19 protein-coding genes, 2 tRNA genes and 1 pseudogene are annotated in these 20,876 nt (G+C 58.4%); 19 read left to right on the forward strand and 3 right to left on the reverse strand.

All coding sequences use genetic code 11. The annotated features are described in order from the left end of the window. The first annotated feature begins 114 nt into the window (after positions 1 to 114). From U5K34_RS03920 to U5K34_RS03930, 3 genes are all read left to right on the forward strand, one after another. Entirely contained in the window at positions 115 to 2,283 is a 2,169-nt protein-coding gene (locus U5K34_RS03920) for a hypothetical protein (RefSeq protein ID WP_322567192.1), read from the forward strand. A 276-nt stretch (positions 2,284 to 2,559) separates the two neighbouring features. Next, positions 2,560 to 2,967: a hypothetical protein gene (locus U5K34_RS03925; RefSeq protein WP_322567193.1), complete on the forward strand. Its 408-nt coding sequence runs from the start codon at positions 2,560 to 2,562 to the stop codon at positions 2,965 to 2,967. Positions 2,968 to 4,074: 1,107 nt separating this feature from the next. Then, positions 4,075 to 4,803 carry a Crp/Fnr family transcriptional regulator gene (locus tag U5K34_RS03930; RefSeq protein WP_322567194.1) on the forward strand — a complete coding sequence of 243 codons (729 nt, stop codon included), beginning with the start codon at positions 4,075 to 4,077 and terminating at the stop codon, positions 4,801 to 4,803. Between the two features lie 80 nt (positions 4,804 to 4,883). Here the strand turns inward: U5K34_RS03930 and U5K34_RS03935 are convergent, their stop codons facing one another. After that, positions 4,884 to 5,165: a hypothetical protein gene (locus tag U5K34_RS03935; protein ID WP_322567195.1), complete on the reverse strand. Its 282-nt coding sequence runs from the start codon at positions 5,163 to 5,165 to the stop codon at positions 4,884 to 4,886. A 170-nt stretch (positions 5,166 to 5,335) separates the two neighbouring features. On the opposite strand from U5K34_RS03935, the gene U5K34_RS03940 reads away from it, so the two are divergent. The 7 genes from U5K34_RS03940 (at position 5,336) to U5K34_RS03970 (ending at position 11,025) form a co-directional block, all read left to right on the forward strand. Then, complete coding sequence (locus U5K34_RS03940; protein ID WP_322567196.1) at positions 5,336 to 6,694, forward strand: GAF domain-containing sensor histidine kinase; 1,359 nt, start codon at positions 5,336 to 5,338, stop codon at positions 6,692 to 6,694. Positions 6,695 to 6,751: 57 nt separating this feature from the next. Next, on the forward strand, positions 6,752 to 7,402 hold the full coding sequence (gene uvrY, locus U5K34_RS03945; protein ID WP_322567197.1) for a UvrY/SirA/GacA family response regulator transcription factor: 651 nt from the start codon (positions 6,752 to 6,754) through the stop codon (positions 7,400 to 7,402). A gap of 65 nt (positions 7,403 to 7,467) precedes the next feature. Further along, positions 7,468 to 8,115: a uracil-DNA glycosylase gene (locus U5K34_RS03950; RefSeq protein ID WP_322567198.1), complete on the forward strand. Its 648-nt coding sequence runs from the start codon at positions 7,468 to 7,470 to the stop codon at positions 8,113 to 8,115. 204 nt (positions 8,116 to 8,319) lie between these two features. After that, a complete protein-coding gene (gene uvrC / locus U5K34_RS03955; protein WP_322567199.1) occupies positions 8,320 to 10,173 on the forward strand; it encodes an excinuclease ABC subunit UvrC in 1,854 nt (617 codons plus the stop codon). A 9-nt stretch (positions 10,174 to 10,182) separates the two neighbouring features. Continuing rightward, the gene (gene pgsA / locus U5K34_RS03960) at positions 10,183 to 10,740 is read left to right on the forward strand and encodes a CDP-diacylglycerol--glycerol-3-phosphate 3-phosphatidyltransferase (RefSeq protein WP_416224018.1); all 558 of its coding nucleotides are present in this window, start codon (positions 10,183 to 10,185) and stop codon (positions 10,738 to 10,740) included. Positions 10,741 to 10,799: 59 nt separating this feature from the next. Then, positions 10,800 to 10,875 (forward strand) — tRNA-Gly (locus U5K34_RS03965). A 76-nt stretch (positions 10,876 to 10,951) separates the two neighbouring features. Continuing rightward, positions 10,952 to 11,025, forward strand: a tRNA-Cys gene (locus U5K34_RS03970). 520 nt (positions 11,026 to 11,545) lie between these two features. Here U5K34_RS03970 and U5K34_RS03975 read toward each other — a convergent pair. Further along, positions 11,546 to 12,490 (reverse strand): annotated as a pseudogene (locus U5K34_RS03975) (integrase core domain-containing protein). A 149-nt stretch (positions 12,491 to 12,639) separates the two neighbouring features. Here U5K34_RS03975 and U5K34_RS03980 point away from each other — a divergent pair. From U5K34_RS03980 to U5K34_RS04015, 8 genes are all read left to right on the forward strand, one after another. Continuing rightward, a complete protein-coding gene (locus tag U5K34_RS03980; protein WP_322567201.1) occupies positions 12,640 to 12,858 on the forward strand; it encodes a hypothetical protein in 219 nt (72 codons plus the stop codon). Between the two features lie 114 nt (positions 12,859 to 12,972). Continuing rightward, a complete protein-coding gene (gene ltrA, locus U5K34_RS03985) occupies positions 12,973 to 14,211 on the forward strand; it encodes a group II intron reverse transcriptase/maturase (protein WP_322567202.1) in 1,239 nt (412 codons plus the stop codon). 90 nt (positions 14,212 to 14,301) lie between these two features. Continuing rightward, positions 14,302 to 14,451 (forward strand): hypothetical protein, encoded by a 150-nt coding sequence (locus U5K34_RS03990; RefSeq protein WP_322567232.1) that lies wholly within the window; start codon positions 14,302 to 14,304, stop codon positions 14,449 to 14,451. 83 nt (positions 14,452 to 14,534) lie between these two features. Continuing rightward, positions 14,535 to 15,983 carry a dicarboxylate/amino acid:cation symporter gene (locus tag U5K34_RS03995; RefSeq protein ID WP_322567203.1) on the forward strand — a complete coding sequence of 483 codons (1,449 nt, stop codon included), beginning with the start codon at positions 14,535 to 14,537 and terminating at the stop codon, positions 15,981 to 15,983. A 384-nt stretch (positions 15,984 to 16,367) separates the two neighbouring features. Beyond that, positions 16,368 to 16,736: a hypothetical protein gene (locus tag U5K34_RS04000; RefSeq protein WP_322567204.1), complete on the forward strand. Its 369-nt coding sequence runs from the start codon at positions 16,368 to 16,370 to the stop codon at positions 16,734 to 16,736. Next, complete coding sequence (locus U5K34_RS04005; RefSeq protein ID WP_322567205.1) at positions 16,736 to 17,437, forward strand: VIT family protein; 702 nt, start codon at positions 16,736 to 16,738, stop codon at positions 17,435 to 17,437. The genes U5K34_RS04000 and U5K34_RS04005 overlap by 1 nt, the downstream gene beginning before the upstream one ends. A gap of 49 nt (positions 17,438 to 17,486) precedes the next feature. After that, positions 17,487 to 18,782, forward strand: a complete 1,296-nt coding sequence (locus tag U5K34_RS04010; protein ID WP_322567206.1) for an NAD(P)/FAD-dependent oxidoreductase — start codon at positions 17,487 to 17,489, stop codon at positions 18,780 to 18,782. A gap of 54 nt (positions 18,783 to 18,836) precedes the next feature. Beyond that, entirely contained in the window at positions 18,837 to 19,121 is a 285-nt protein-coding gene (locus tag U5K34_RS04015) for a hypothetical protein (RefSeq protein WP_322567207.1), read from the forward strand. Between the two features lie 160 nt (positions 19,122 to 19,281). On the opposite strand, the gene U5K34_RS04020 is transcribed toward U5K34_RS04015, so the two are convergent. Then, positions 19,282 to 19,584 (reverse strand): hypothetical protein, encoded by a 303-nt coding sequence (locus U5K34_RS04020; protein WP_322567208.1) that lies wholly within the window; start codon positions 19,582 to 19,584, stop codon positions 19,282 to 19,284. A gap of 67 nt (positions 19,585 to 19,651) precedes the next feature. On the opposite strand from U5K34_RS04020, the gene U5K34_RS04025 reads away from it, so the two are divergent. Beyond that, positions 19,652 to 20,857, forward strand: a complete 1,206-nt coding sequence (locus U5K34_RS04025; protein WP_322567209.1) for a cation:proton antiporter — start codon at positions 19,652 to 19,654, stop codon at positions 20,855 to 20,857. Positions 20,858 to 20,876: the final 19 nt, after the last annotated feature.

A 20,876-nucleotide genomic window follows, 5' to 3' on the forward strand; every position in this document is an offset into this window, starting at 1 on the left:
ATCATACTCAGAGGTTGTGCACCTGGTTTACGGTGCTGCGCGATTAAACACATAAGAAAGTGAAAGATGACCGAGAAACAAATAATACAGTCAACAACACGCGGAGAAATCTAAATGGCAAATCGCGATCTTGAGCTAAAAATCCGCGCGCTGGTCGAAGGCGCAAAAGACGTCGACGAACTGAAAAAAGGGCTGAAGGATCTATCGGGCCAGCGCGTCGGCGACAACACACGCGACATGCGGCGCGGGTTCGATAAAAGTCAGCGATCAGTTGACGGCTTGCGAAATGCCTCACGGCTCGCCACACGCGCACTTGGCGCGCTAGGCCTGGCCTTCGGCGCGGCGCAGGTGGCTCAGTTTGCACAGCGGACGCTTGAGGCCTCGGAAAATACGGTCCGCCTTTCTGACTCGCTCGATGCGCAAGTCTCCACGGTTGAGGAGCTGACCTATACCTTCCAACAATTCCGGCTTGGTCAGAACGACGTGGCCGACGCACTCGCGACGCTTTCTGATCGCGCCGAAGATGCGAAGTCCGGCACCAAGTCGATGATCGAGGACTTCGGCCTTCTCGGTATCAGTGTCGAGGATCTGCGCAACAAGGATCCGGGCGAGTTGTTCGCACTGTTCGCCGAAGGGGTCAAAAACACCGAAGACCCGGGTAAACGGCTCGCCGGCGTTGTGCGGACCCTGGGGGACGATCTCGGGCGCAAACTGTTGCCGCTATTGCTCGAAGGCGAGGATGGTCTTAACCAGTTCGCAGATGCCGGGCGCGAAGCTGGCGCAGTCATGGGTGATGAATTGAGGCGACAAGGTGCCGCCGCTAATCGTGAGTTACGCGAAATCCGCACGCAGATATCATCTGAATTCGCGCGAACTGTGCTGGAAAATGCCGACGCGATAGAGGATCTTGGAGGTGCCGTTGCAACACTGGTCGGCTGGCTCGCAAAGGGCGCGGAACATTACGTCGATTTCGGGAAGTTTATTGGCGAAGGGATCGCACGGCTAGTTGTCGCCGATACGCCGCTGGCGAAGCTCGATTCCGCTGTAGATCAGATAGAACGCATCGATGGCCGTTTGAAAGCTATCAGGCAGCAGCCCGGCTACGAGAACAATCAGGCACTGACTGATTTGATTGACCGACTGGAAACTCGGCGCGCTGAACTGCAGGAGGTTGTTGAAAGCTACGAATATCTACGCGACGCAGGGCAAGGCAAGAGCGGGGCGACCTCGCCGAAGCCGTCTCGCACATCGACCGACACAGGCGACGCAGGCGACGGTACCGATGATAGCGACGGCGAACAAAAGAAGATCGACGCGATCATTAAAAAGTTGCAGGAACAGGCGGACACCTACGGCAAGACATCCGAGGCTGTCGCCATCTATCGGCTTGAACAGATGGGTGCAACAGACGCGGAGATCAAACAAGCCCGCGCCATAAACGAAAAGATCGTCACCCTGAACAACGCCGAAGAGGCCGATAAGGCCGCCGCCAAAGCGGCCAAAGAACGCGCCGAAGAGGTCCGCAAAAACGCCGAAGCCGACGCCGACCTGGTGGCCCAGATGGAGGAAGAGATTCGCCTGGCCGGGTTGTCGGCGCGCGCCAGAGCGGAGGAGATCGCCGTCTCCCAGTTGTCCGCCGACGCCACAGACAAGCAGCGCGAAGCCGTGCGCCGCCTGGCTGGCGAGCTGTTTACTCTGAAAGAGAAGAGCGAAGAAACGACCGGCGAGATGAGCGAGTTTGCCACACAAGCCGCACGCAATATGCAAACGGCGCTGGCTGACTACCTCTTCGATCCGTTCGACGAAGGGCTTGAAGGAATGGCTCGCGGCTTTGCCGACACGATCCGCCGCATGACGGCCGAGGCCATTGCGGCCCAGGCTCTACAGTCATTCTTCAGCGGTATAGCGGGCGCCACCACCGGCGGCACGAGTTCGTTCTTTGCGACCATGGCCGCCAATGTTCAGCACACCGGCGGCATGGCCGGCACCGGCCCAACCCGGCAAGTCTCACCTTTCTTGTTTATGGGCGCGCCGCGCTACCACAAGGGCGGCATGGCCGGCCTGGCCCCGGACGAAGTGCCGGCCATTTTGCAGCGTGGCGAGCAGGTACTCAGCCGCAGCGAGGTACAACAGAACCGTCAGCAGCAACAACCGGCAATGTCCGGCGGCCGGCTACAGGTCGGGCTGGAAGATGGGCTGGTAGCGCGCCTGATCAAATCGGACGAGGGTCAGGACGCCCTGGCCGAAGTGGTACACCGCAATCCGAAACGCTTTGGCAGATAACACGCTACCCCGGAAGTGAAACGAAACGGAAATCACCGAGCACGGGGATTGTTTGCTTGATATTTTTAACCGGTCAGCTATTATCGGGTCTGAGGCTGACTACCTCGCATACATAGGCGGCACTGCGTCCGACAACGTGGTAGCTTTCACTTTCATTGTCGGGGCCCGGTGAATAAAACACCCTTCGGGGGAATAAGCCGGCGCAATCCTATGTTTGCGTAGTCAGGCCCTGACACCCTAATTGACTGACTGAATCAACATAGGAGAACCATCATCATGAGCGACAACAAGCACACTGACGCGCTACGCGCGCACCTCGAAAGCAAGCACAGCAAGGCCGCACCTGGCGTACATGGCCTTTCTGTTTTCACCGACCTAGCTGTTCCCTACTTCGAAGGAGACCCGAGCCACAAGCCGGACCGGGAGGATCTCGACCGGGCGATCAGCGGCGCTGAGAATTCATTATTCGCCATTCATAACGGTCTACGTGGCATCGGCCAGCTTATGACGACTGTGGCAGTCGAGGCGCACCCAATGGATGCCGACCTGAACGACCCGGCGCCGATCAGCTCACTGACCCTACAGGACGTTTCAGGGCTCATTGAGCAGATGGCACAGACCGCCGGCAGTCTGACCGACACGCTGGACGAGCTGCGAGCTGCTCGGACGAAGCTGAGCCACTGATCCAAACCCCATGGCATACACGAAATAAGGGGCCGCCGAGAGCGGCCCTTATTGTTTCTAGCGGGGACATTCGGGGACAATCTGGGGACAGCCAGCAGAAAAAACAGCAACAAACGACAGAGCGCACAACAGATAAACAGTTGATTTTTAACTGTATTTTGTTGTGTATAGTTGGTTTATAGGGTCTTGAAAACCGTTGACCGGCGACGGTCCGGGGGTTCGAATCCCTCCCTCTCCGCCAAATTAAAGAAAGGAGGCCTTGAGCCTCCTTTCTTTATTTGTGGAGTAGGGGGATTTGGATGAGAACCCTGTTCGACAAATTCGCCGGGAGCGAATTTGGACGTCGCCGTTTTTCGGCGACGCCCGTAGGGCGCAGGCCAGGGAGGGCCTGCGTCAATCCCTCCCTCTCCGCCAAATAAAAAAACGGGCCCTTGTGGCCCGTTTTTTTATTTGAGGTGGGGGAGGCCATGATGAGAACCCTTGTTCGACAAATTCGCCAGGATGACGCACAGGGAGGTGCTAATGTCGCGGGAGGCAGGATGCCGGGAGCGACTCGAATTTGGACGTCGCCGTCTTTTGGCGACGCCCGTAGGGCGCAGGCCAGGGATGGCCTGCGTCAATCCCTCCCTCTCCGCCAAAATAAAAAAGGCCCCTGTCGGGGCCTTTTTTAGTTTCTAGGGGCTAGTAACTAACCTAGCACCTAGTAATGTAGGTCACGTTGGCGATAGCCTACGTGACACAACCTTGAACAGAGGCAGGGGCGCCAGGTAGCGCTGCGTGCAACCTGGCCTACAATCAGGGGCCAGGTTCTGAATAAAAGTTCCGACTATCCGATCGCCCCCTGTAGGGTGGAACAAGCGAAGCGGTTCCACCTGAACCCCGGAAAAACCTGGATCCGTCGCTTTGCTCCTTGATCCAGGCTACCTGGTCAATGAACTGGTATTCGGATCACCTATTTAGCACCTAGGACCTGGCACCTAGGACCTGGTATCTAGTCATTCGCATTGAAAATTCTCAATGAAGTCCTTATGGTAAAAAAAGACGCCTGAACAGGAAGGCTTTATCCGGTTTTAGCTGTTGGTCAATAAACTGAAGGAACGTCTAAACGTGCTGAAAATTGATAAAAGTGAACCCGGATTGTCCCTGGAGGGTCCCGGCAAGTTACAAACCGAGTTGAGTAATCTCGGGTTTCTGGATTGCGAGACCCTGGCCGAGCAACCCCGACTGCTGGAGTCGATCAGTCAGGTCACGTATCAGCCGGGGGAGGTGATTTATCATGGCGGCGAGGAAAGCCATCTGTTATTTATCGTGCGCCAGGGAAGACTCAAGTTGGTCACTCATCTGCCCAACGGGCGAAGCCGTATCGTTCGTCTGCACAAGCGAGGCTCGTTGATCGGGTTGGACGGTTTGATGAGGGATGGCCATGAACATACCGCAATTGCCATTGATGAAGTCGCCGCCTACAAAGTGCCGCATCATTTCTTTCATCAATGGAAAGAAGACGAACCGCAGCTATATAACCGGTTGCTGGAACACTGGCATGAATACCTGAATTACGCCGATACCTGGATTACCGAGTTTTCAACCGGTAACGTCAAGGGACGGGTTGCACGCCTGTTACGCTTCCTGGCGGATTTTGAATCCGAGACAGGACCGCATGTTGTCGAGTTACTGACCACCGATGAAATGGCGGATATCCTGGGTGTGACAGCCGAAAGTGTCAGCCGCGTGATTGCCGAACTCAAGCGCGAGTCAGTCCTCGATCCCATTGAAAACAATTCCGAATCACTATTTACCTGCGACCTTGAAACTCTCGAGCAACTGGCTCAAAAGTAAATTCTGGTCAATGGTGATGTGTATCGCTGTCAGTCAGTCAAAGATTCTTTTGTCGTGTAAAAAAAGAAACGCGCGGCGGATCAGTCGAGGTGACCGCCCTGTTTGGTCGGGGCTTCCCGCGTATCGGGATGACCATCGAGTGTTTCCATGGCATCCAGAATTTCTTTGAGTATATTGCCTTCACCGCCGGACATGCCTTCTTCCTGGGCTACCTGGAGTTCACGCTGATCCTGCTCCCAGCGTTTGAGGATTTGCAGGCGCTGTTCATCACTGAGACGTGAATCGGCCAGCACGTCTTGCGGGGTGTGATAAACCAGGGTGGGGTCCTTGATCGCCTTGTCGAAGTCGGAAGGGGTAGTCATGATGGTCGCTCCTTATTATATGGGTCCTGTGATGCTGTTCTCACTATAGCGCTTACTTTTGATGCAGGCATTGATTTTACGCAATGCCTCTGTGACTCAGTATAGACGTCTGCATGGCGCCTCCGCGCAATATTGTCTATCTTTAAAACAGGTCGAGATGGAGCTTCGCCATGGAACCTGTCACCCTGAATAGAGCCGATGAGTCCGCGTTACGCCAGGCTCTGGCCGAGCGTGAAGCGGAGCTGGACCTGCTGCTGGAAACCAGTCAGGTGCTGGGCATGGAATTCGACGTGGATCGCCTGTTGCAGATTATTGCCGACAAGGCACGGGCGATTACACATACCCATTCTGTCCTGATCCCGATTCTCAACACCGAGTGCACCGAATACACCTACCGGGCCGTCAGCGGCGAGTATCGGGATGAGATTCTGGGCGAAACGCTGCCGCTGGATGCCGGGATCTGTGGCTGGATCTGGCGGAATAAACAGCCCTGGTGGCAGGAGACGATCCGCCAGTTGCCGCCAGAGGAACGTTTGCGCTGGGAACAGGCCAACAATAATCTGATGATGGTTCCGTTGATGGGTAAAAAACGGTTCCTAGGCGGTATCGCCTGCATGGATAAACAGGACGGGAGCGAGTTTAACCGTCGCGATCTCGATCTGTTGATGCTGTTTGCCAACCAGGCCGCGATTGCGACAGAAAATGCCATGCTCTATGCCGAACGCCAGGAACTGAACAATTCACTGGAACGTCGGGTCGCGGAGCGCACGGCACAACTGCAACAACTCAACGAAGAGATGGAGACGTTCAGCTATTCGGTATCCCACGATCTGCGCGCTCCCTTGCGGGCCATTCTCGGTTTCAGCGACGCCTTGCTGGAGGAGGCGAACAGCACGATGTCCCCCGCGGCTATCGACTATCTGCAGCGTATCGCCCGTTCGGCGGAAAATATGCAGGCTCTGATCAATGCCTTGCTGGAACTGGCTCGCCTGCGGCATAACCCGCTTCAATGGCGGCATGTGGATCTTGGCCTGCTGAGCCGGGAACTGCTCGAAGATTTACAGGCACAATATCCGGACAGACCCGTTGACCTTGTTGTTGATGAGGGAATGACCGTCTCGGGCGATCCCCAGCTGTTGCGCGTTGTCATGCAGAACCTGCTGAGCAACGCCGTCAAATTTTCCCGGGATCGCCAGCCGGCACGGATTCGGGTTGGTTGTCAGCAGGAGGCCGGGAAAATGATCTGCCACGTCGAGGATAACGGGATCGGTTTTGATGCGGCCTCGGCGGAACGGCTGTTTCAGCCTTTTCAACGCCTGCATAGCGAGGACAGGTTCGAAGGGACGGGCATTGGTCTGGCAACTGTGGCCCGGATCATCCAGCGCCATGGCGGTCGTATCCGGGCCGAGTCGAGTCCGGGTGAGGGGGCCCGTTTTATCTTCAGTCTGCCGGCGCCATCGCCTCCGAAAAAAAGCCACGGGCGATCCGCACGTCGCCCGAAAAAGGGCTACTCATCTTGCGGCATTTGAGTTACATTCTGATAAATAACAATAACCTCCAGAATACAGGGATAGGAGGCGGTGCACATGGTAAAGATCCTCCTGGTGGACGATCACGATCTGGTACGCACGGGTGTTCGCCGGTTGCTTGAAGATATCGAGGACTTCGAGATCCTGGGTGAGGCCACGAACGGCGAAGAAGCGATCCAGATGGCGGCCACGCATAACCCCGATGTGGTGTTGATGGACATCAATATGCCCGGCATCGGCGGCCTCGAGGCCACACGCAAAATGCTGGGTGAAAAACCGAGCCTGCGCATCATCATCGTGACCATGCATCAGGATGATATGTTTGCCCAGCGCCTGCTCAAGGCCGGCGCGGTCGGCTATCTGACCAAGGGCGCCAAAGTGGATGAAATCAGCCATGCGATTCGCGAAACCATGGAAGGGCAACGTTATATCACCCCCGACATTGCGCAACAGCTGGCGCTGTCCCAGTTCCCCGAGCACGAGTCCAGTTCCCCCTTCGATAATCTCTCCGAACGCGAGCTGCAGGTGCTGATGATGTTGATGGAAGGGCACAAGATCACCGCCATTTCCGACAAGCTCTGTCTCAGCCCCAAAACCGTCAGTACCTATCGCCAGCGGCTCTATAACAAGCTGGACGTGCATAGCGACATCGAGCTGGCCCGACTGGCCATGCTGCACGGCGTGATCGAATCCTGCCAGATCCAGTAACCGCGCCGGGCGAAACGCGCTACAATAGCCCGGTTGTTATCCCGTTGTCCCAGGTTGAATTACGCATGCCCGCCCGTCCGAACCCCGAAGCATTTGATCCCGATTGTCGCCGTTGCCCCCGGCTGAGAGACTTCTTGCAACAGGTCCGCCGTGACTATCCCGACTATCATGCCCGGCCGGTCGCGCCCTATGGCACTGCCAGGCCGAAACTGCTGATCGTGGGCCTGGCGCCGGGAATGCACGGCGCCAATGCCACCGGGCGACCGTTTACCGGCGATTTTGCCGGCATTTTGCTCTATCAGACCCTGCACAAATTCGGCTACAGCAACCGGCCCGAATCGGTTTCCCGAAACGACGGGCTCAAACTCAAGCAGTGCCGGATCACCAATGCCGTCAAATGCCTGCCGCCGGAGAACAAGCCGACCACCGAAGAGATGAACACCTGCAACAGTTATCTGCGCCAGGAGCTTTTGAGCCTGCCGCGTAACAGCGTGATCCTGGCGCTGGGCGGGATCGCCCACAAGGCCGTACTCAAGGCGCTGGATCTCAAACAGTCGCAGTACAAGTTCGGCCACGCCGCCCGTTTCCAGCTCCCCGACGGGCGCTGGCTGGTCGACTCCTACCACTGCAGCCGTTACAACACCCAGACCGGCCGGCTGACCGAAAAAATGTTCCATGACGTGTTCCGGCTGATCGGCAAACTGACGGATTGAATTTTCACCGCAGGGGTCACAGAGGACGCAAAAGAAAATTTTATTTTTGTTCTATCCCCAGCCGTGTAGGGTGCGTTCTACGCACCATTACCCCGAACGCAGACGAAAACAGTGCATGGGACGCAGCCTGTATTTCTCCCTATCTTTCGGTTCTCTGTGGTGCAATCTGTTCTTATTCCGGAACTCTGTGGTTAAAATAGTTTCATGAGCGGTAGTATCCCCGATTTTGACGCCAAAGCCTTCATCAAGGGCCTGCCCAACCGGCCGGGCGTCTATCGCATGCTCGACGCCAACGGGACGGTGATCTATGTCGGCAAGGCGGTGGATCTCAAAAAACGGGTCAGCAGCTATTTTCGCACCAATCTGGACAGCCCCAAGACCCGGGTCATGGTGGCGCAGATTGCCGCGATCGAGGTCACCGTGACCCAGAATGAAAGCGAGGCCCTGATTCTGGAAAATACCCAGATCAAGGAACTGCGACCGCGTTACAACGTCCTGTTTCGCGATGACAAAAGCTACCCCTATATCTATCTGTCCACCGAACATTCGTTCCCGCGCCTCACGTTTCATCGCGGTGCCAAGCGGGGCAAGGGGCGCTATTTCGGTCCGTACCCGAGCGCCCCGTCGGTGCGCGAGACCCTGAGCCTGCTGCAAAAACTGTTTCCGGTGCGCCAGTGCCGCGACTCTTTTTATAACAATCGCTCGCGCCCCTGCCTGCAGTACCAGATCAAACGCTGCACCGCGCCGTGCGTCGGGCTGATCAGCGAGGCAGAGTATGCCGAGGATGTTCGCCATGCGACCCTGTTTCTGGAGGGCAAAAGCAGTGCGGTGATCGATGCCCTGGCCGAGCGGATGGCCCGGGCGGCGGAGGAACTGGATTACGAAGCCGCCGCCCGCTATCGCGATCAGATCGCCAGCCTGCGGCATATTCAGGACAAGCAGTACATGGACAGCGACACCAGCGGTAACCTGGATGTCATCGCCGTCGCGGCCCAGGGCGGCATCGGCTGCATCCAGGTTTTCACCATTCGTCAGGGCCGCAATCTGGGCAACCGCAGTTATTTCCCCAAGCATCTGGAAGGCCTGGAACCGGAGCGGCTCGAAAGCGAGCTGATCGGCAGCTTCCTGACCCAGCACTATCTGGCCCGTCAGGACGATATTCCGGCCCAGCTGATCGTCAGCCATCCGCCGGTCGAGCAGACGCTGATCGAAACCGCCCTGGGCGAGGCCGCCGGCCGCCGGGTCAGTATCCATCACAAGGTGCGCGGCACCCGGGCGCGCTGGCTGGAGATGGCCGAACAAAATGCCCGCCAGACCCTCAGCCTGCGGCTTAACAGCCAGGCCACCCAGCTGCAGCGGTTCGAGGCGTTACAGGAAGCCCTGCAGCTCGACGAAATGCCGCAGCGCCTGGAGTGTTTCGATATCAGCCACACCATGGGCGAGTCGACCGTGGCCTCCTGCGTGGTATTCGATATCAACGGCCCGCTCAAGTCCGACTATCGGCGCTTCAATATCGAGGGGATTACTCCCGGCGACGATTATGCCGCCATGGAACAGGCGCTGACCCGCCGCTACAAACGCCTGCGCGAGGGGGAGGGCAAGCTGCCCGACATCCTGTTTATCGACGGCGGCAAGGGCCAGGTCGAAATCGCCCGGGGCGTGCTCGAGGAATTGCAGATCCCCGATGTACGCCTGATGGGCATCGCCAAGGGCCCGGGCCGCAAACCGGGACTGGAAACCCTTTACTTGTCAGACGGCGGGGAAGAAACTATATTGCCGGCCGATTCGAAAGCGCTGCATCTCATTCAGCAGATTCGGGATGAGGCTCACCGTTTCGCGATTACCGGGCACCGGCAGCGTCGCCAGAAAACGCGCAACACCTCCACGCTGGAGCAGATTCCCGGCCTGGGGCCCCGGCGCCGGCAACAATTGCTGCACCGGTTCGGCGGCCTGCAGGAGATCGCCCGGGCGGGGGTCGAGGATCTGGCCGCGGTCAACGGCATCAGCCGTAAACTGGCACAGCAGATATACGATACTTTTCACCAGGATGGATATTGAACCATGGCGATGAACCTGCCGACCAGGCTAACCTTGCTCCGCATCGGAATTATTCCGTTTTTCATCGTGGTGTTCTATCTGCCGTTATTCGGTATCAATCATTATTTGCTCACCGCCATATACATCCTGGCGGCCATCACGGACTGGTTCGACGGTTACCTGGCGCGCAAATGGGGACAGGAGTCGGATTTTGGCGCCTTTCTCGATCCGGTCGCGGACAAGCTGCTGGTCGGGGTGGCGCTGATCCTGCTGGTCAGCAAGCATCCGGGCTTCCTGCTGGCCATCCCGGCCGCCGTGATCATCGGGCGGGAAATCACCATCTCGGCCCTGCGAGAATGGATGGCCAATGTGGGCGAGCAGACCAAAGTTGCCGTCTCCATCATCGGAAAATTCAAGACTGCGGCCCAGATGCTGGCCATCGTCTTCTTGCTTTTCGAGGAGCCGATTGGCCGTTTCCCGACCATGCTGATCGGTTACCTGCTGCTCTATACCTCGGCCGGCCTGACCCTCTGGTCCATGCTGCTCTATCTGCGCGCCGCCTGGCCGAGCCTGACCCGGGAGCAGTAACCGGGCCGACACGAAACCTTGACAGACCGCGTCGTATCGCTAAAATACGCCTCTCTCAAGCGGGAATAGCTCAGTTGGTAGAGCACAACCTTGCCAAGGTTGGGGTCGCGAGTTCGAGTCTCGTTTCCCGCTCCAGATTCCCAAAAACCTCGGCCGCTCCCGAGGTTTTTTTGTGTAACCCCCGGACATTGTCCGGTAAAATAACGAATATGGCCGGGTGGCAGAGTGGCTATGCAGCGGATTGCAAATCCGTGTACCTCGGTTCGACTCCGGGCCCGGCCTCCATTTCCTTTTCCTTTCAAAACCAGCAGTTATCTGTGTAAAATACCCGCTGTCACACCGTAGCCCGGGTGGCGAAATTGGTAGACGCAAGGGACTTAAATATTGAGCACCTGGCGCGGAAACGGCCGGCGTGAATGGAGTCAAATTCGGGGAAACCTCAGCACGTAAGGTGGTGGCAATCCCGAGCTAAGCCCGATTAAATAGTATCGAGTTACGAGTACCGACCGTTCGGAAATTCCCTCGTCACTCGTACCTCGTCACTCGTCACTATCTCGGGAAAGTGTAGAGACTTGACGGCTCCTGCCTAAGTTCTACTAATCGTAGAATAGGGTAAAGGTAAAGTCCAGGCCACAAATGCGTATTAAGTGCGCAGCAGCGAAAGTTGTAGTGGTAAGAAAATCCCTCGGTCATTGCGACCGTGCCGGTTCGATTCCGGCCCCGGGCATTATTCCTTTAAGTGTAGTAGTCGCGACTTTATCTGACAGTTACCGGGTCTTAGGAAGCGGTTTTTGTCAGGTCAAGTTCAGCTCACGAACTTTTCCTGCCAAATCTGTTTGCCGTCTTCCCAGGTTGCCATGGGCGTCCGACCACAGCACATTTTCCCCTGATGGGTGCGTTCAGTATTGTAATACGTTAGCCAGTTGTCCAGGTCGATCTGGAGTGACTCGAGGTCCGTGTAGATCTTCTTGCGGAACGTCACCTGGTAAAACTCCTGCAAGATGGTCTTGTGGAACCGCTCGCAGATCCCATTCGTTTGCGGGGAACGGGCTTTGGTTTTGGTATGTTCGATGTCATTGACCCCCAGATAAAGCTGATAATCGTGCTGCTCGGCCTTGCCGCAATACTTGGTACCCCGGTCGGTCAGGACACGCAGTAGCGGCAGGTCGTGCTGTTCGTAGAACGGCAGCACCCGGTCATTGAGTAGCTCGGCCGAGGTGATCGGGGTCTTGTTGGTATACAGCTTGGCAAAGGCCACCTTGGCACAGGTGTCAACGAAGGTCTGCTGATAAATCCGACCGACGCCCTTGAGGGTGCCGACGTAGAAGGTGTCCTGGGAACCGAGATACCCCGGATGGACCGTCTCGATTTCGCCGCAGGCCACATCGTCGTCTTTCTTGCGCTCCAGTACCACGATCTGCGACTCGGTCAGCACGATGCCTTCCTAAGCCATCTTTGCCACCAGCGCCTTGAGTCGGTCCCGGAAGCAGGCCAGCTCGTGGCGCAGCCACACACAGCGTACCCCACTGGGCGAGATGAACACGCCGCGCTTGCGCAGCTCGTTGCTGGCCCGGGTCTGACTGTGGGCCGGTTCTTCCAGGACATAGGCCACGACGGCCGCCTTGTAGCGGTAGAAGGTGTCGCGGGAGAGGCCCATCACTTTGCTGGCGCGGGAAACATTGCCCAACTCTTCGGCCAGGTTCAGCAGGCCGAGCTTGTGTTTGATGATTTTCTCGTTAGTATTCAGCATGAGGGTTACCTCTTGGTTCGATGGTTGCTAGACACCTCCATCAGAACCGGTAACCTTCACTTTTTCAAGTCAGGTATCAGATTAAATCGAAACTAGCACAAGTGAGTGTTCCATAGTCAATCAACTGTAAATACAAAGGAGAGAATGTCATGCCCGAATCAACGCCTGGTCCCGAAATGTGGCCCTTTGGGCCATTTGTCATGATAATCATGGCAGTGGTCATAATTTTGCCGTTCTGGTTTATCTTTTCAAAGGCCGGCTACTCCAAGTGGTTGAGCCTACTCATGGTGGTGCCGGTGGTAAACATCATTCTGTTGTACTTTCTGGCCTTTTCCGACTGGCCGAGCTTGCGAAGTGCAAATAAATGAACCAAGCCCATAACGGGCGCGCGCCGAACTTACCAACTGGCACCTAACAATCGCTGGCAGAGGAAAGGGGCCTTAGTTCAAGACCAATGCATCAAGTAATGAGGGGCAAGGAGATTGGGCAACCTATCAACTCCGAAAAGTGTTCAGAAATTACAGAGAGCATTACACGCGAAAGCGAAGGCTGAACTTGGCTATCGGTTCTATGCACTGTACGACAAACTATATCGCGAAGATATTCTGGCACAGGCTTATGCTCAGTGTCGCTCTAACCGAGGGGCGCCGGGCATAGATGGTCAGGACTTCGCGGATGTTGAAGCGTACGGTGTACAGCGGTGGCTGGGTGAATTGGCGCTTGAACTCAGAGAGGGAGTCTATCAACCGGCTCCGATACGACGGGTGTTTATTCCCAAACCCAATGGCAAGTCCAGACCCCTGGGCATCTCAACCCTGAGAGATCGAGTCTGTATGACAGCAGCGATGCTGGTTCTGGAACCGATCTTCGAAGCCGATCTTCCACCCGAGCTCTATGCATATCGCCCAAGGCGAAATGCACAACAGGCGGTTGTCGAGGTGGAAGAACTGCTGTTTCACGGTCATCCGGACGTTGTCGATGCCGACCTGTCGGACTACTTCGGTAGCATTCTCCATAAAGAACTGCTTCAGTCGCTGGCGCGCCGTATCGTTGATCGACGCGTGCTGCATCTACTGAAGCAATGGCTGGAATGTGCTGTCGAGGAAAGCGACAAGACAGGTCGGACGCGACGTACCACGGAGGCCAAGAACAGCAGGCGTGGTATTCCTCAGGGTTCTCCTGTCTCACCACTGCTGGCCAACATCTATATGCGCCGGTTTGTGTTGGCGTGGAAGATGCTCAACCTGGATCAACGCCCTGGGAGTCAGATTGTGACCTACGCGGATGATCTTGTTATCTTGTGCAAACGCGGCAAAGCGGATGAAGCGGATGAAGCGGATGAAGCGAGTCTGCACATGCGCAGGATAATGAATCAGCTAAAGCTCACCGTCAACGAGGAAAAGACACATATCTGCCGTATACCGGAAGATAAACTCGACTTTCTGGGTTACACGTTTGGACGCATGTACTCAACGAGGTCGGGCAAAGCGTACCTCGGGATGCGTCCGTCAAAGAAGAGCATCAAGCACATGGTTGATAAAATTCATACCATGACGGCTCATTCTTATACGTGGGTAGATACCACAGAGATGGTGGAGCGGTTGAATCGCTCATTGCGTGGTTGGGCCAACTATTTTCAAGTGGGTACCTACAACCTACAACCGCGCTTATCGTGCGTTAGACAGCTACACCGCGATGCGGTTGCGCCGATGGTTGCGTAACAAGTATAAAGTCAGACGTCGCAGGGGCGGGGCTTTTCCCCCCTCGCACCTCTACGGGCACTTTGGGCTTGTTCGTTTGACGCAACTTGGATGTGGCGAGCCGTGGGTGAAGGCGTGACGTCGGAATGGGTCGACTGGTTCAACAATCGGCACTTACTGGAACCGGGTGGTTCCCAGCCACCGATCGAGCTCGAACAGCAGTATCATGAAACCCTGAACCGTCAGGCCATCGCGGCCTGACTCACACAAAACAGTCTCCAGCATAACCGGGGCGCTTCACCATGCCTTGGGGGCCGGAACACTATGAAAGGGATCCTGCCAAGATGATCAACAACCTTTTCGCGTCGCTGGGCTATCTCTATCCGCGCAGCATGAAGGTTCTCACCGGGCCCCTGACCCGGTTGATTAAGGGCCGTCTCTGGCTCCAGGTCCTAGTCGGCATGGTGCTGGGGGTGGCAGTGGGTATCGCCCTGAATCCCGATTCCGGCCTGGTGGTGCGCACCTCGGCCTTGGCCATCGGCGAGTGGATCGCGCTTCCCGGTCACCTTTTCTTGGCGTTCATCCAGATGATCGTGGTGCCTTTGATCCTTGCCTCCATCATCCGGGGGATAACGGCAGCCACCGATGTGCAGCAGCTCAAAAGCACCGGCATCTGGCTGGGCGTCTACTTCCTGGGCGCAGCCGTCCTGGCGGTCACTATCGGCATTTCCGTGGGCCTCGTGCTCAAGCCGGGTAACTACGTGGACATGGCGGAGGTGACCCAGAGTATGGCCCCTCCCGAGGGGGCTTCGGAGCTTGTCGCGGAAACCCCGTCGGGGTCAGCGGAAGGCCAGGAAGGCTTTGGCATCCAGGATATCCCGGGCGAGATCGTCGAGCTCCTGCCGACCAACCCCATGGGCGCCATCGCCGAAGGCGACATGCTGCAGATCGTGATCTTCGCCATTGTCCTCGGCCTGGGCCTGCTCAGTCTGGAGCCGCGATCGGCCAAGCCGCTGGTGGACCTGTTCGGATCGATGCAGTCGGTGTCGATGTCGGTGGTGGGAGTGGCCATGACCTTTGCCCCGGTGGCCGTGTTCGGACTCCTGGCCCAGACGATGATCAAGACCGGTCCCCAGGTGCTGGCCGGGTTGGGGGTTTACGCTGGGGCGGTGATATTCGGCATGGCCTTGTTGTTGGCTGCCTATCTCGTCCTGGTGGCCTTCCTGGGTGCTCGCAATCCCTTCCGGTTCTTCGGCCAAATCCGGGAAGCCTTCCTGCTGGCGTTTTCCACCAACAGCTCGGCGGCGACCATGCCGGTAACGGTGCGCAGCGCGGAGGAAAACCTGAAGGTCCGGCCATCCCTGGCCCAGCTGGTGGTGCCGCTGGGCGCAACGGTGAACATGGGGGGAACGGCTCTGTATCAGGGGTTGGCCACCATCTTTATGGCCCAGATGTTCCAGATGGACCTGCCGGTGAGCGCCCTGGTGGCCCTGGTGGTGACCGCCCTGGGTGCATCCATTGGCACGCCGGCGGTGCCCGGGGTAGGCATCGTGGTGCTGGCCACCGTGCTCACAAGTGCCGGTGTGCCGCTTACCGGGCTGGCCATGATCATCGGCCTGGACCAGGTTCTCGAGCGCTTCCGGACCAGCCTCAACGTTACCGGCGATCTTGTCGCGTGTGTGATCCTGGACCGGTTCCTGCCGGCAAAGATCAGCCGGGAGGCGGAGCAGGAGCACGAGCAGTTGTTGGAGCAAAACCGCCAGGCCGAACCGGTGGATACCGTCATCGAGTAGCCCGGTTCCACAAGCCATCCGCGCAGCGGTGCTTTAGGGCGCAATGGACGAGTCCTCGCACCGGGAGGCGAGATCACGTATTGCTTGCCGACGGCACCCTTGTTGTCCAAGGGCTGCCCCAAACGAGGCTTTGCAAGCGATGCTGGCTGCCGAGCCTCACTTCCGGACTCACCCGGAGTAAGGAGCACCCCATCCATCCCGGGCCAGGCAGACCAGCCCAGCTCTGTTTCAGGCCAGGGTCGATCCAGTCATCACCCCGGGCAGGGTTCCGCGACTCATTTTAGCGGTTGCGTACCTGCCAGGTCGGATGTAACGTGGAATATTAGGGTATCCATATATGGGATATTCTTATTGAGATGACGCGCATAACGTAGGGAACCCCTCATGTTCACCCTCGCCCCCACCGAGATCCAGGGACTCAATGACGCCCCGGATGACGAATTCCGTGCACGCGAAACCTGCCGGCAGGGAACCCGCGACTTCGGTGCCGTGCGCCCCTTCAGCAACATCGTCGGGGCCGAGCAGCGGCACACCGAGGCCCGGCTCAACCTGTTCGGGAAGTACACGGTCGCGCCGCCCATCAACCGCTGGCCTGGACACCTCCCGCACTTCGGCAGCGTGCAGGCGGCTTGGCGGGAAGACATCCTGGCGGTCTATTCGGCCCTGCGCTCGGCCTCCGAGGACCGGCACCTACACGCTTTCCGTCGCTGCTCCCAGGGTGGGGACGGCGGACGCGGCCCGGGGAGCCACTGATGCGCGGTGGTTTCCTTCATCGCGAGAATCACGTCGTCAATCGCATCGGCTGGCTGCGGGCGGCGGTGCTCGGGGCCAATGACGGCCTCATCTCGACTGCGAGTCTGATCGTCGGGGTGGCCGCCTCCGCGGCGACCCAGCACGACGTGCTCATCGCGGGCGTGGCGGGTCTGGTTGCCGGTGCCATGTCAATGGCGGCAGGGGAGTATGTTTCGGTCAGCTCCCAGGCCGACACCGAGCGGGCCGACCTCGATCGCGAGCGCGGGGAGCTGAGAGACAACCCGGGCTTCGAGCGCGAGGAGCTCGCCGCTATCTATGTCGAGCGCGGCCTGACGCCCGAGCTGGCCCACCAGGTGGCTGACCAGTTGATGGCGAAGGACGCGCTGGCAACCCACGCACGCGACGAACTCGGCCTGTCGGCTACCACCTCGGCGCGTCCGCTGCTGGCCGCCATGACCTCTGCCGGGACCTTTACCGTTGGGGCCGCCGTGCCGCTGGCGGTCGCGGCACTGGCACCGGCTGGTTGGCTGGCGCCCCTCGTGGCTGGCACCACCCTGGTCTTCCTGGCTGTGCTTGGTGCCGCCGGCGCCATTACCGGAGGCGCCGGCGTTCTCCGGGGCACCCTGCGCGTGACCTTCTGGGGTGCCCTGGCGCTCGCCCTGACGGCCGGAATCGGCACGCTGTTCGACGTGGCCGTATGAACGAAGGGGCTCCGATCCCGCAAGCCCCATCCAGAAAGGAGAAGAGCACATGACAATCTCGAAACCCCATGTCGTCGTCCTCGGTGGCAACTTCGCCGGCCTGGGCAGTGCCCAGAAAATCCGTGAATACGCCGGCGACAGCGTGGACATTACGGTGATCGACCGCAAGGACTACCTGCTGTTCGTGCCCAACATTCCCACCGACGTGATGGAAAACCGCGAGCCGGACCTGCACCAACGCATGCAGTTGCGGCCCACGCTGGCTTCCGACGACATCGCCTTTATCCAGGGCGAGGTCAGACACATCGACATCGGCCAGCGCACGGTAGATTTCCAGCCCTCCGAGCGTCCCGGTGCCGAAGGCGAAGAACTGCACTACGACTATCTCGTCATTGCGATGGGGGCGCATCTGGCCTATGACCATCTGCCCGGTTTCGCCGAACATGGCCACACCGTCTCCGATCTGTTTCACGGGGAGCGTTTACGCCAATACCTGCATGAGGGCGGCTACCAGGGTGGTCCGATCGTCATCGGCTCGGCCCATTTCCACCAGGGCAATGGCGCCGAGGGCCTCGTGCCCTATCCCGGTGGCAGCATCCCCTACGCGCAAGCAGCCTGTGAAGGCCCGATCCTGGAGCTGACCACCGCGATGGCTAGCTGGCTCACCATCTCGGGCAAGGGCAAGCCGGACAAGATCACGGTATTCACCCCGGAAGAGGAGCTGATCGCCGCCGATGCCGGCGAGAACAACATCCGCCAATTCCTCGACATGATCGGCGGCATGGGCATCCACTACCGTAAGAACATGCCGGATATCACTCAGCTTACGGCTGAGGGTATCGAGTTCGAAGGCGGGGAAACCGTCGAGGCCGAGCTCAAGATCGTCCTGCCCGACTGGGTGGCTCACGATTGTCTGCGGGATCTGCCCATTGCGGATTCCATGGGATTCATCAAGACCAATCTGCTGATGCGCAATCCCGAGCATCCCGAAATCCTCGCCGCTGGCGACTGCGTGGCGGCCACCATGCCCAAGATCGGCGGCATCGGCCACCAGGAAGCGGAAATCGTCGGACGGCAGGTCGCGCTCGACATGGGCCGCATGGATGCCGATGAAGCCAACGAGCCACTGCAGCCTGTCGTCTTCTGTATCGGCGACATGGGCGAAGGCAGAGCCTTCTATGTGCGATCCAATACCTGGTTCGGCGGTCAGGACGAGGTGCTGAAAATGGGCCGGATTCCCTACCGACTGAAAATGAGCTACCGCGATCTGTTTTTCATGACCCGGGGCAAAGTGCCCAGTTTCGGGCTACCCCTTGCGCAATTTGCCGCTGAAAAACTCTCATGATTAGCGCTGAGCCTCAGTTTCGAATCGCAGAATGTGCGATGACGCGGGCTGAGGATGGCTCCACCGTCACCGGAGGAGCCCGAGGGCATCGGCCAGCCGGGAAGCCGCGACAATCACGATTACCGCAAGGCACTGAGCACGGAGATCCTGGCCAATACCGAACCCTGCGGAGGTCTGCGCAACTACCTCATGCACGGCGTCTGGGACTCGGTGTGGGACCACGAGAATTCGCATCTGGATGAACGCTTTCAGCAGGCCTTCATGCTACTCGCGCCCTACGTCGTGAAAGGTCCGGTGGAACCCTTCTACCGGACGATGTTGCTGGGGAATCGGGCCTGAATAAAGAATATCGGGGCGCAGCCTGCCGCGTCCCGACACTGAAAACGGACCTCAAATAGGGACCACGAAAGTTGGAACCCGCTATGGGACATGATCACGCGCGCACCCCACCGGCTGACTTTGGCCCTGCCTTCCGCTGGGCGGTGGGGCTGAACACTGCCTATGTACTTGTCGAGGCGTCGGCTGGCTTTCTCACAGACTCTTTCGCGCTGCTTGCTGATGCTGCGCATAACCTGACCGTTGTCGCGGAGCGGTATTCGAAACGGATCACCAGCTCCTTGCCGCTTTCGCCGTCCTCTTCGGCGATGAAGTCCTCGTCGGCCAGGATAGACACACGGTTCTTGCCCTCGGCTTCCTTGACGTTGCCGTGCTCGCCCTCGGCAGCGTCCACCAGGCGGAAGTGCACGCGCATGGGATCAATGGCGCATACGCTGAGCCGGATACCATGTCGTTGTCGATTCATTCAGATGGTCATTAGGATAGTTGATCCGGGACCGGGTTCCCGATCGGGTGCATAGAAAGGAGGAGGCGTGGAAATACTGCTGATTGGGGTGTTGTTGCTCTCCGGGCTTGCTTTTGGGGCACTTGGGAGTCATCTGTTCGGTGTGCCGCGTGTGGTGGGTTACATCTTGGTGGGCATGCTCTTTGCCCCCAACCTCCTGGGTGGCCAACTGGGCATGCACGACACTCAGTGGACCCAGCCGCTGGTGTCGGTGGCCCTCGGAGTCATTGCCTATGTGATCGGCGGGGCGATCAGCCCCAGCCAGTTGCGTCGTCTCGGCTGGAGTATCGTCGGGGCGACTCTGGGCGAAGTTTCGGGCGCCTTTCTGATGGTGGCGGGGGCGGTCCTGCTGCTGGGTATGACGGTAGCCGACTTGCCGTTGTGGTCGTTCGCGCTCGTCCTCGGCGCGCTCGCCCCTGCCACGGCTCCTGCCGCCATCGTGGCGGTGGTACATCAGTACCAAGCGCGTGGGCCGGTGACTACCACGCTGCTCGGTATGGTGGCGATCGACGATGCCCTCGGCATCCTCATTTTTGCGCTGGTGATGGCGATCGTCGGTAGCGGGTCGCTGGGTGGGGCGCTGGGCACGGCCTTCTGGGAGATTGGTGCCGCGTTGCTGGTGGGTGGGGTCGGCGGCTTTCTGATCGAACGCCTGTCGCGCCGTTTTCACGAACAGAGCATGTTGCTCCCACTATTGTTGGGCGGGATCCTACTGACAGTGGGGCTGGCCGCTTGGGCCGAGTTCTCGGCGCTGCTGGCGTCGATGGTGCTGGGCTTTTCGGTGCGCTGGTTTGGTAGTTCGTATGCCGAGCGATTGTTCAAGCCGATCGAGGATCTCGAGGAAACCGTCTTCGTGTTGTTCTTCACCTTTGCTGGTCTGCATTTTGCTCCCTCGGCCGTGATCGACTACTGGCCATTGATGTTGACCTACTTCATTGCGCGTGCTTTAGGTCTGTTCGTCGGGGGCGCAGGCGGCGCACGACTGGCCGGAGCGCCGCGAGCTGTCTGGTCAAACATCGGTTTCGGGCTGTTCCCTCAGGGCGGTGTGGCCATCGGTTTGGCGCTGCTCCTGTTGAATTATCCGATGTTCTCGCAGGCCGGCGAGGTTATTGTCAACCTGATCGCCACCACCACCTTGCTGACTGAGTCCGTTGGGGCGATCTCGGTGCGATACGGTCTGCGTCGGGCTGGTGAACTCTGCCAGAATACGCCGAAGGGGAAGACTGCCCGGTGACGTCGTCATCAACCGGATC

The sequence above is a fragment of the Thiohalophilus sp. genome (assembly GCF_034521165.1).
GTDB lineage: Bacteria > Pseudomonadota > Gammaproteobacteria > UBA6429 > Thiohalophilaceae > Thiohalophilus.

Excerpts from the sequence above, each read along its gene's own strand:
- U5K34_RS03920 (WP_322567192.1), top strand. The coding sequence starts at position 115 with ATGGCAAATCGCGATCTTGAGCTAAAAATCCGCGCGCTGGTCGAAGGC.
- U5K34_RS03925 (WP_322567193.1), top strand. The coding sequence starts at position 2,560 with ATGAGCGACAACAAGCACACTGACGCGCTACGCGCGCACCTCGAAAGC.
- U5K34_RS03935 (WP_322567195.1), bottom strand. The coding sequence starts at position 5,165 with ATGACTACCCCTTCCGACTTCGACAAGGCGATCAAGGACCCCACCCTG.
- U5K34_RS03940 (WP_322567196.1), top strand. The coding sequence starts at position 5,336 with ATGGAACCTGTCACCCTGAATAGAGCCGATGAGTCCGCGTTACGCCAG.
- uvrY (WP_322567197.1), top strand. The coding sequence starts at position 6,752 with ATGGTAAAGATCCTCCTGGTGGACGATCACGATCTGGTACGCACGGGT.
- U5K34_RS03950 (WP_322567198.1), top strand. The coding sequence starts at position 7,468 with ATGCCCGCCCGTCCGAACCCCGAAGCATTTGATCCCGATTGTCGCCGT.
- uvrC (WP_322567199.1), top strand. The coding sequence starts at position 8,320 with ATGAGCGGTAGTATCCCCGATTTTGACGCCAAAGCCTTCATCAAGGGC.
- pgsA (WP_416224018.1), top strand. The coding sequence starts at position 10,183 with ATGAACCTGCCGACCAGGCTAACCTTGCTCCGCATCGGAATTATTCCG.
- U5K34_RS03980 (WP_322567201.1), top strand. The coding sequence starts at position 12,640 with ATGCCCGAATCAACGCCTGGTCCCGAAATGTGGCCCTTTGGGCCATTT.
- U5K34_RS03990 (WP_322567232.1), top strand. The coding sequence starts at position 14,302 with ATGTGGCGAGCCGTGGGTGAAGGCGTGACGTCGGAATGGGTCGACTGG.
- U5K34_RS03995 (WP_322567203.1), top strand. The coding sequence starts at position 14,535 with ATGATCAACAACCTTTTCGCGTCGCTGGGCTATCTCTATCCGCGCAGC.
- U5K34_RS04000 (WP_322567204.1), top strand. The coding sequence starts at position 16,368 with ATGTTCACCCTCGCCCCCACCGAGATCCAGGGACTCAATGACGCCCCG.
- U5K34_RS04005 (WP_322567205.1), top strand. The coding sequence starts at position 16,736 with ATGCGCGGTGGTTTCCTTCATCGCGAGAATCACGTCGTCAATCGCATC.
- U5K34_RS04010 (WP_322567206.1), top strand. The coding sequence starts at position 17,487 with ATGACAATCTCGAAACCCCATGTCGTCGTCCTCGGTGGCAACTTCGCC.
- U5K34_RS04015 (WP_322567207.1), top strand. The coding sequence starts at position 18,837 with ATGGCTCCACCGTCACCGGAGGAGCCCGAGGGCATCGGCCAGCCGGGA.
- U5K34_RS04020 (WP_322567208.1), bottom strand. The coding sequence starts at position 19,584 with ATGAATCGACAACGACATGGTATCCGGCTCAGCGTATGCGCCATTGAT.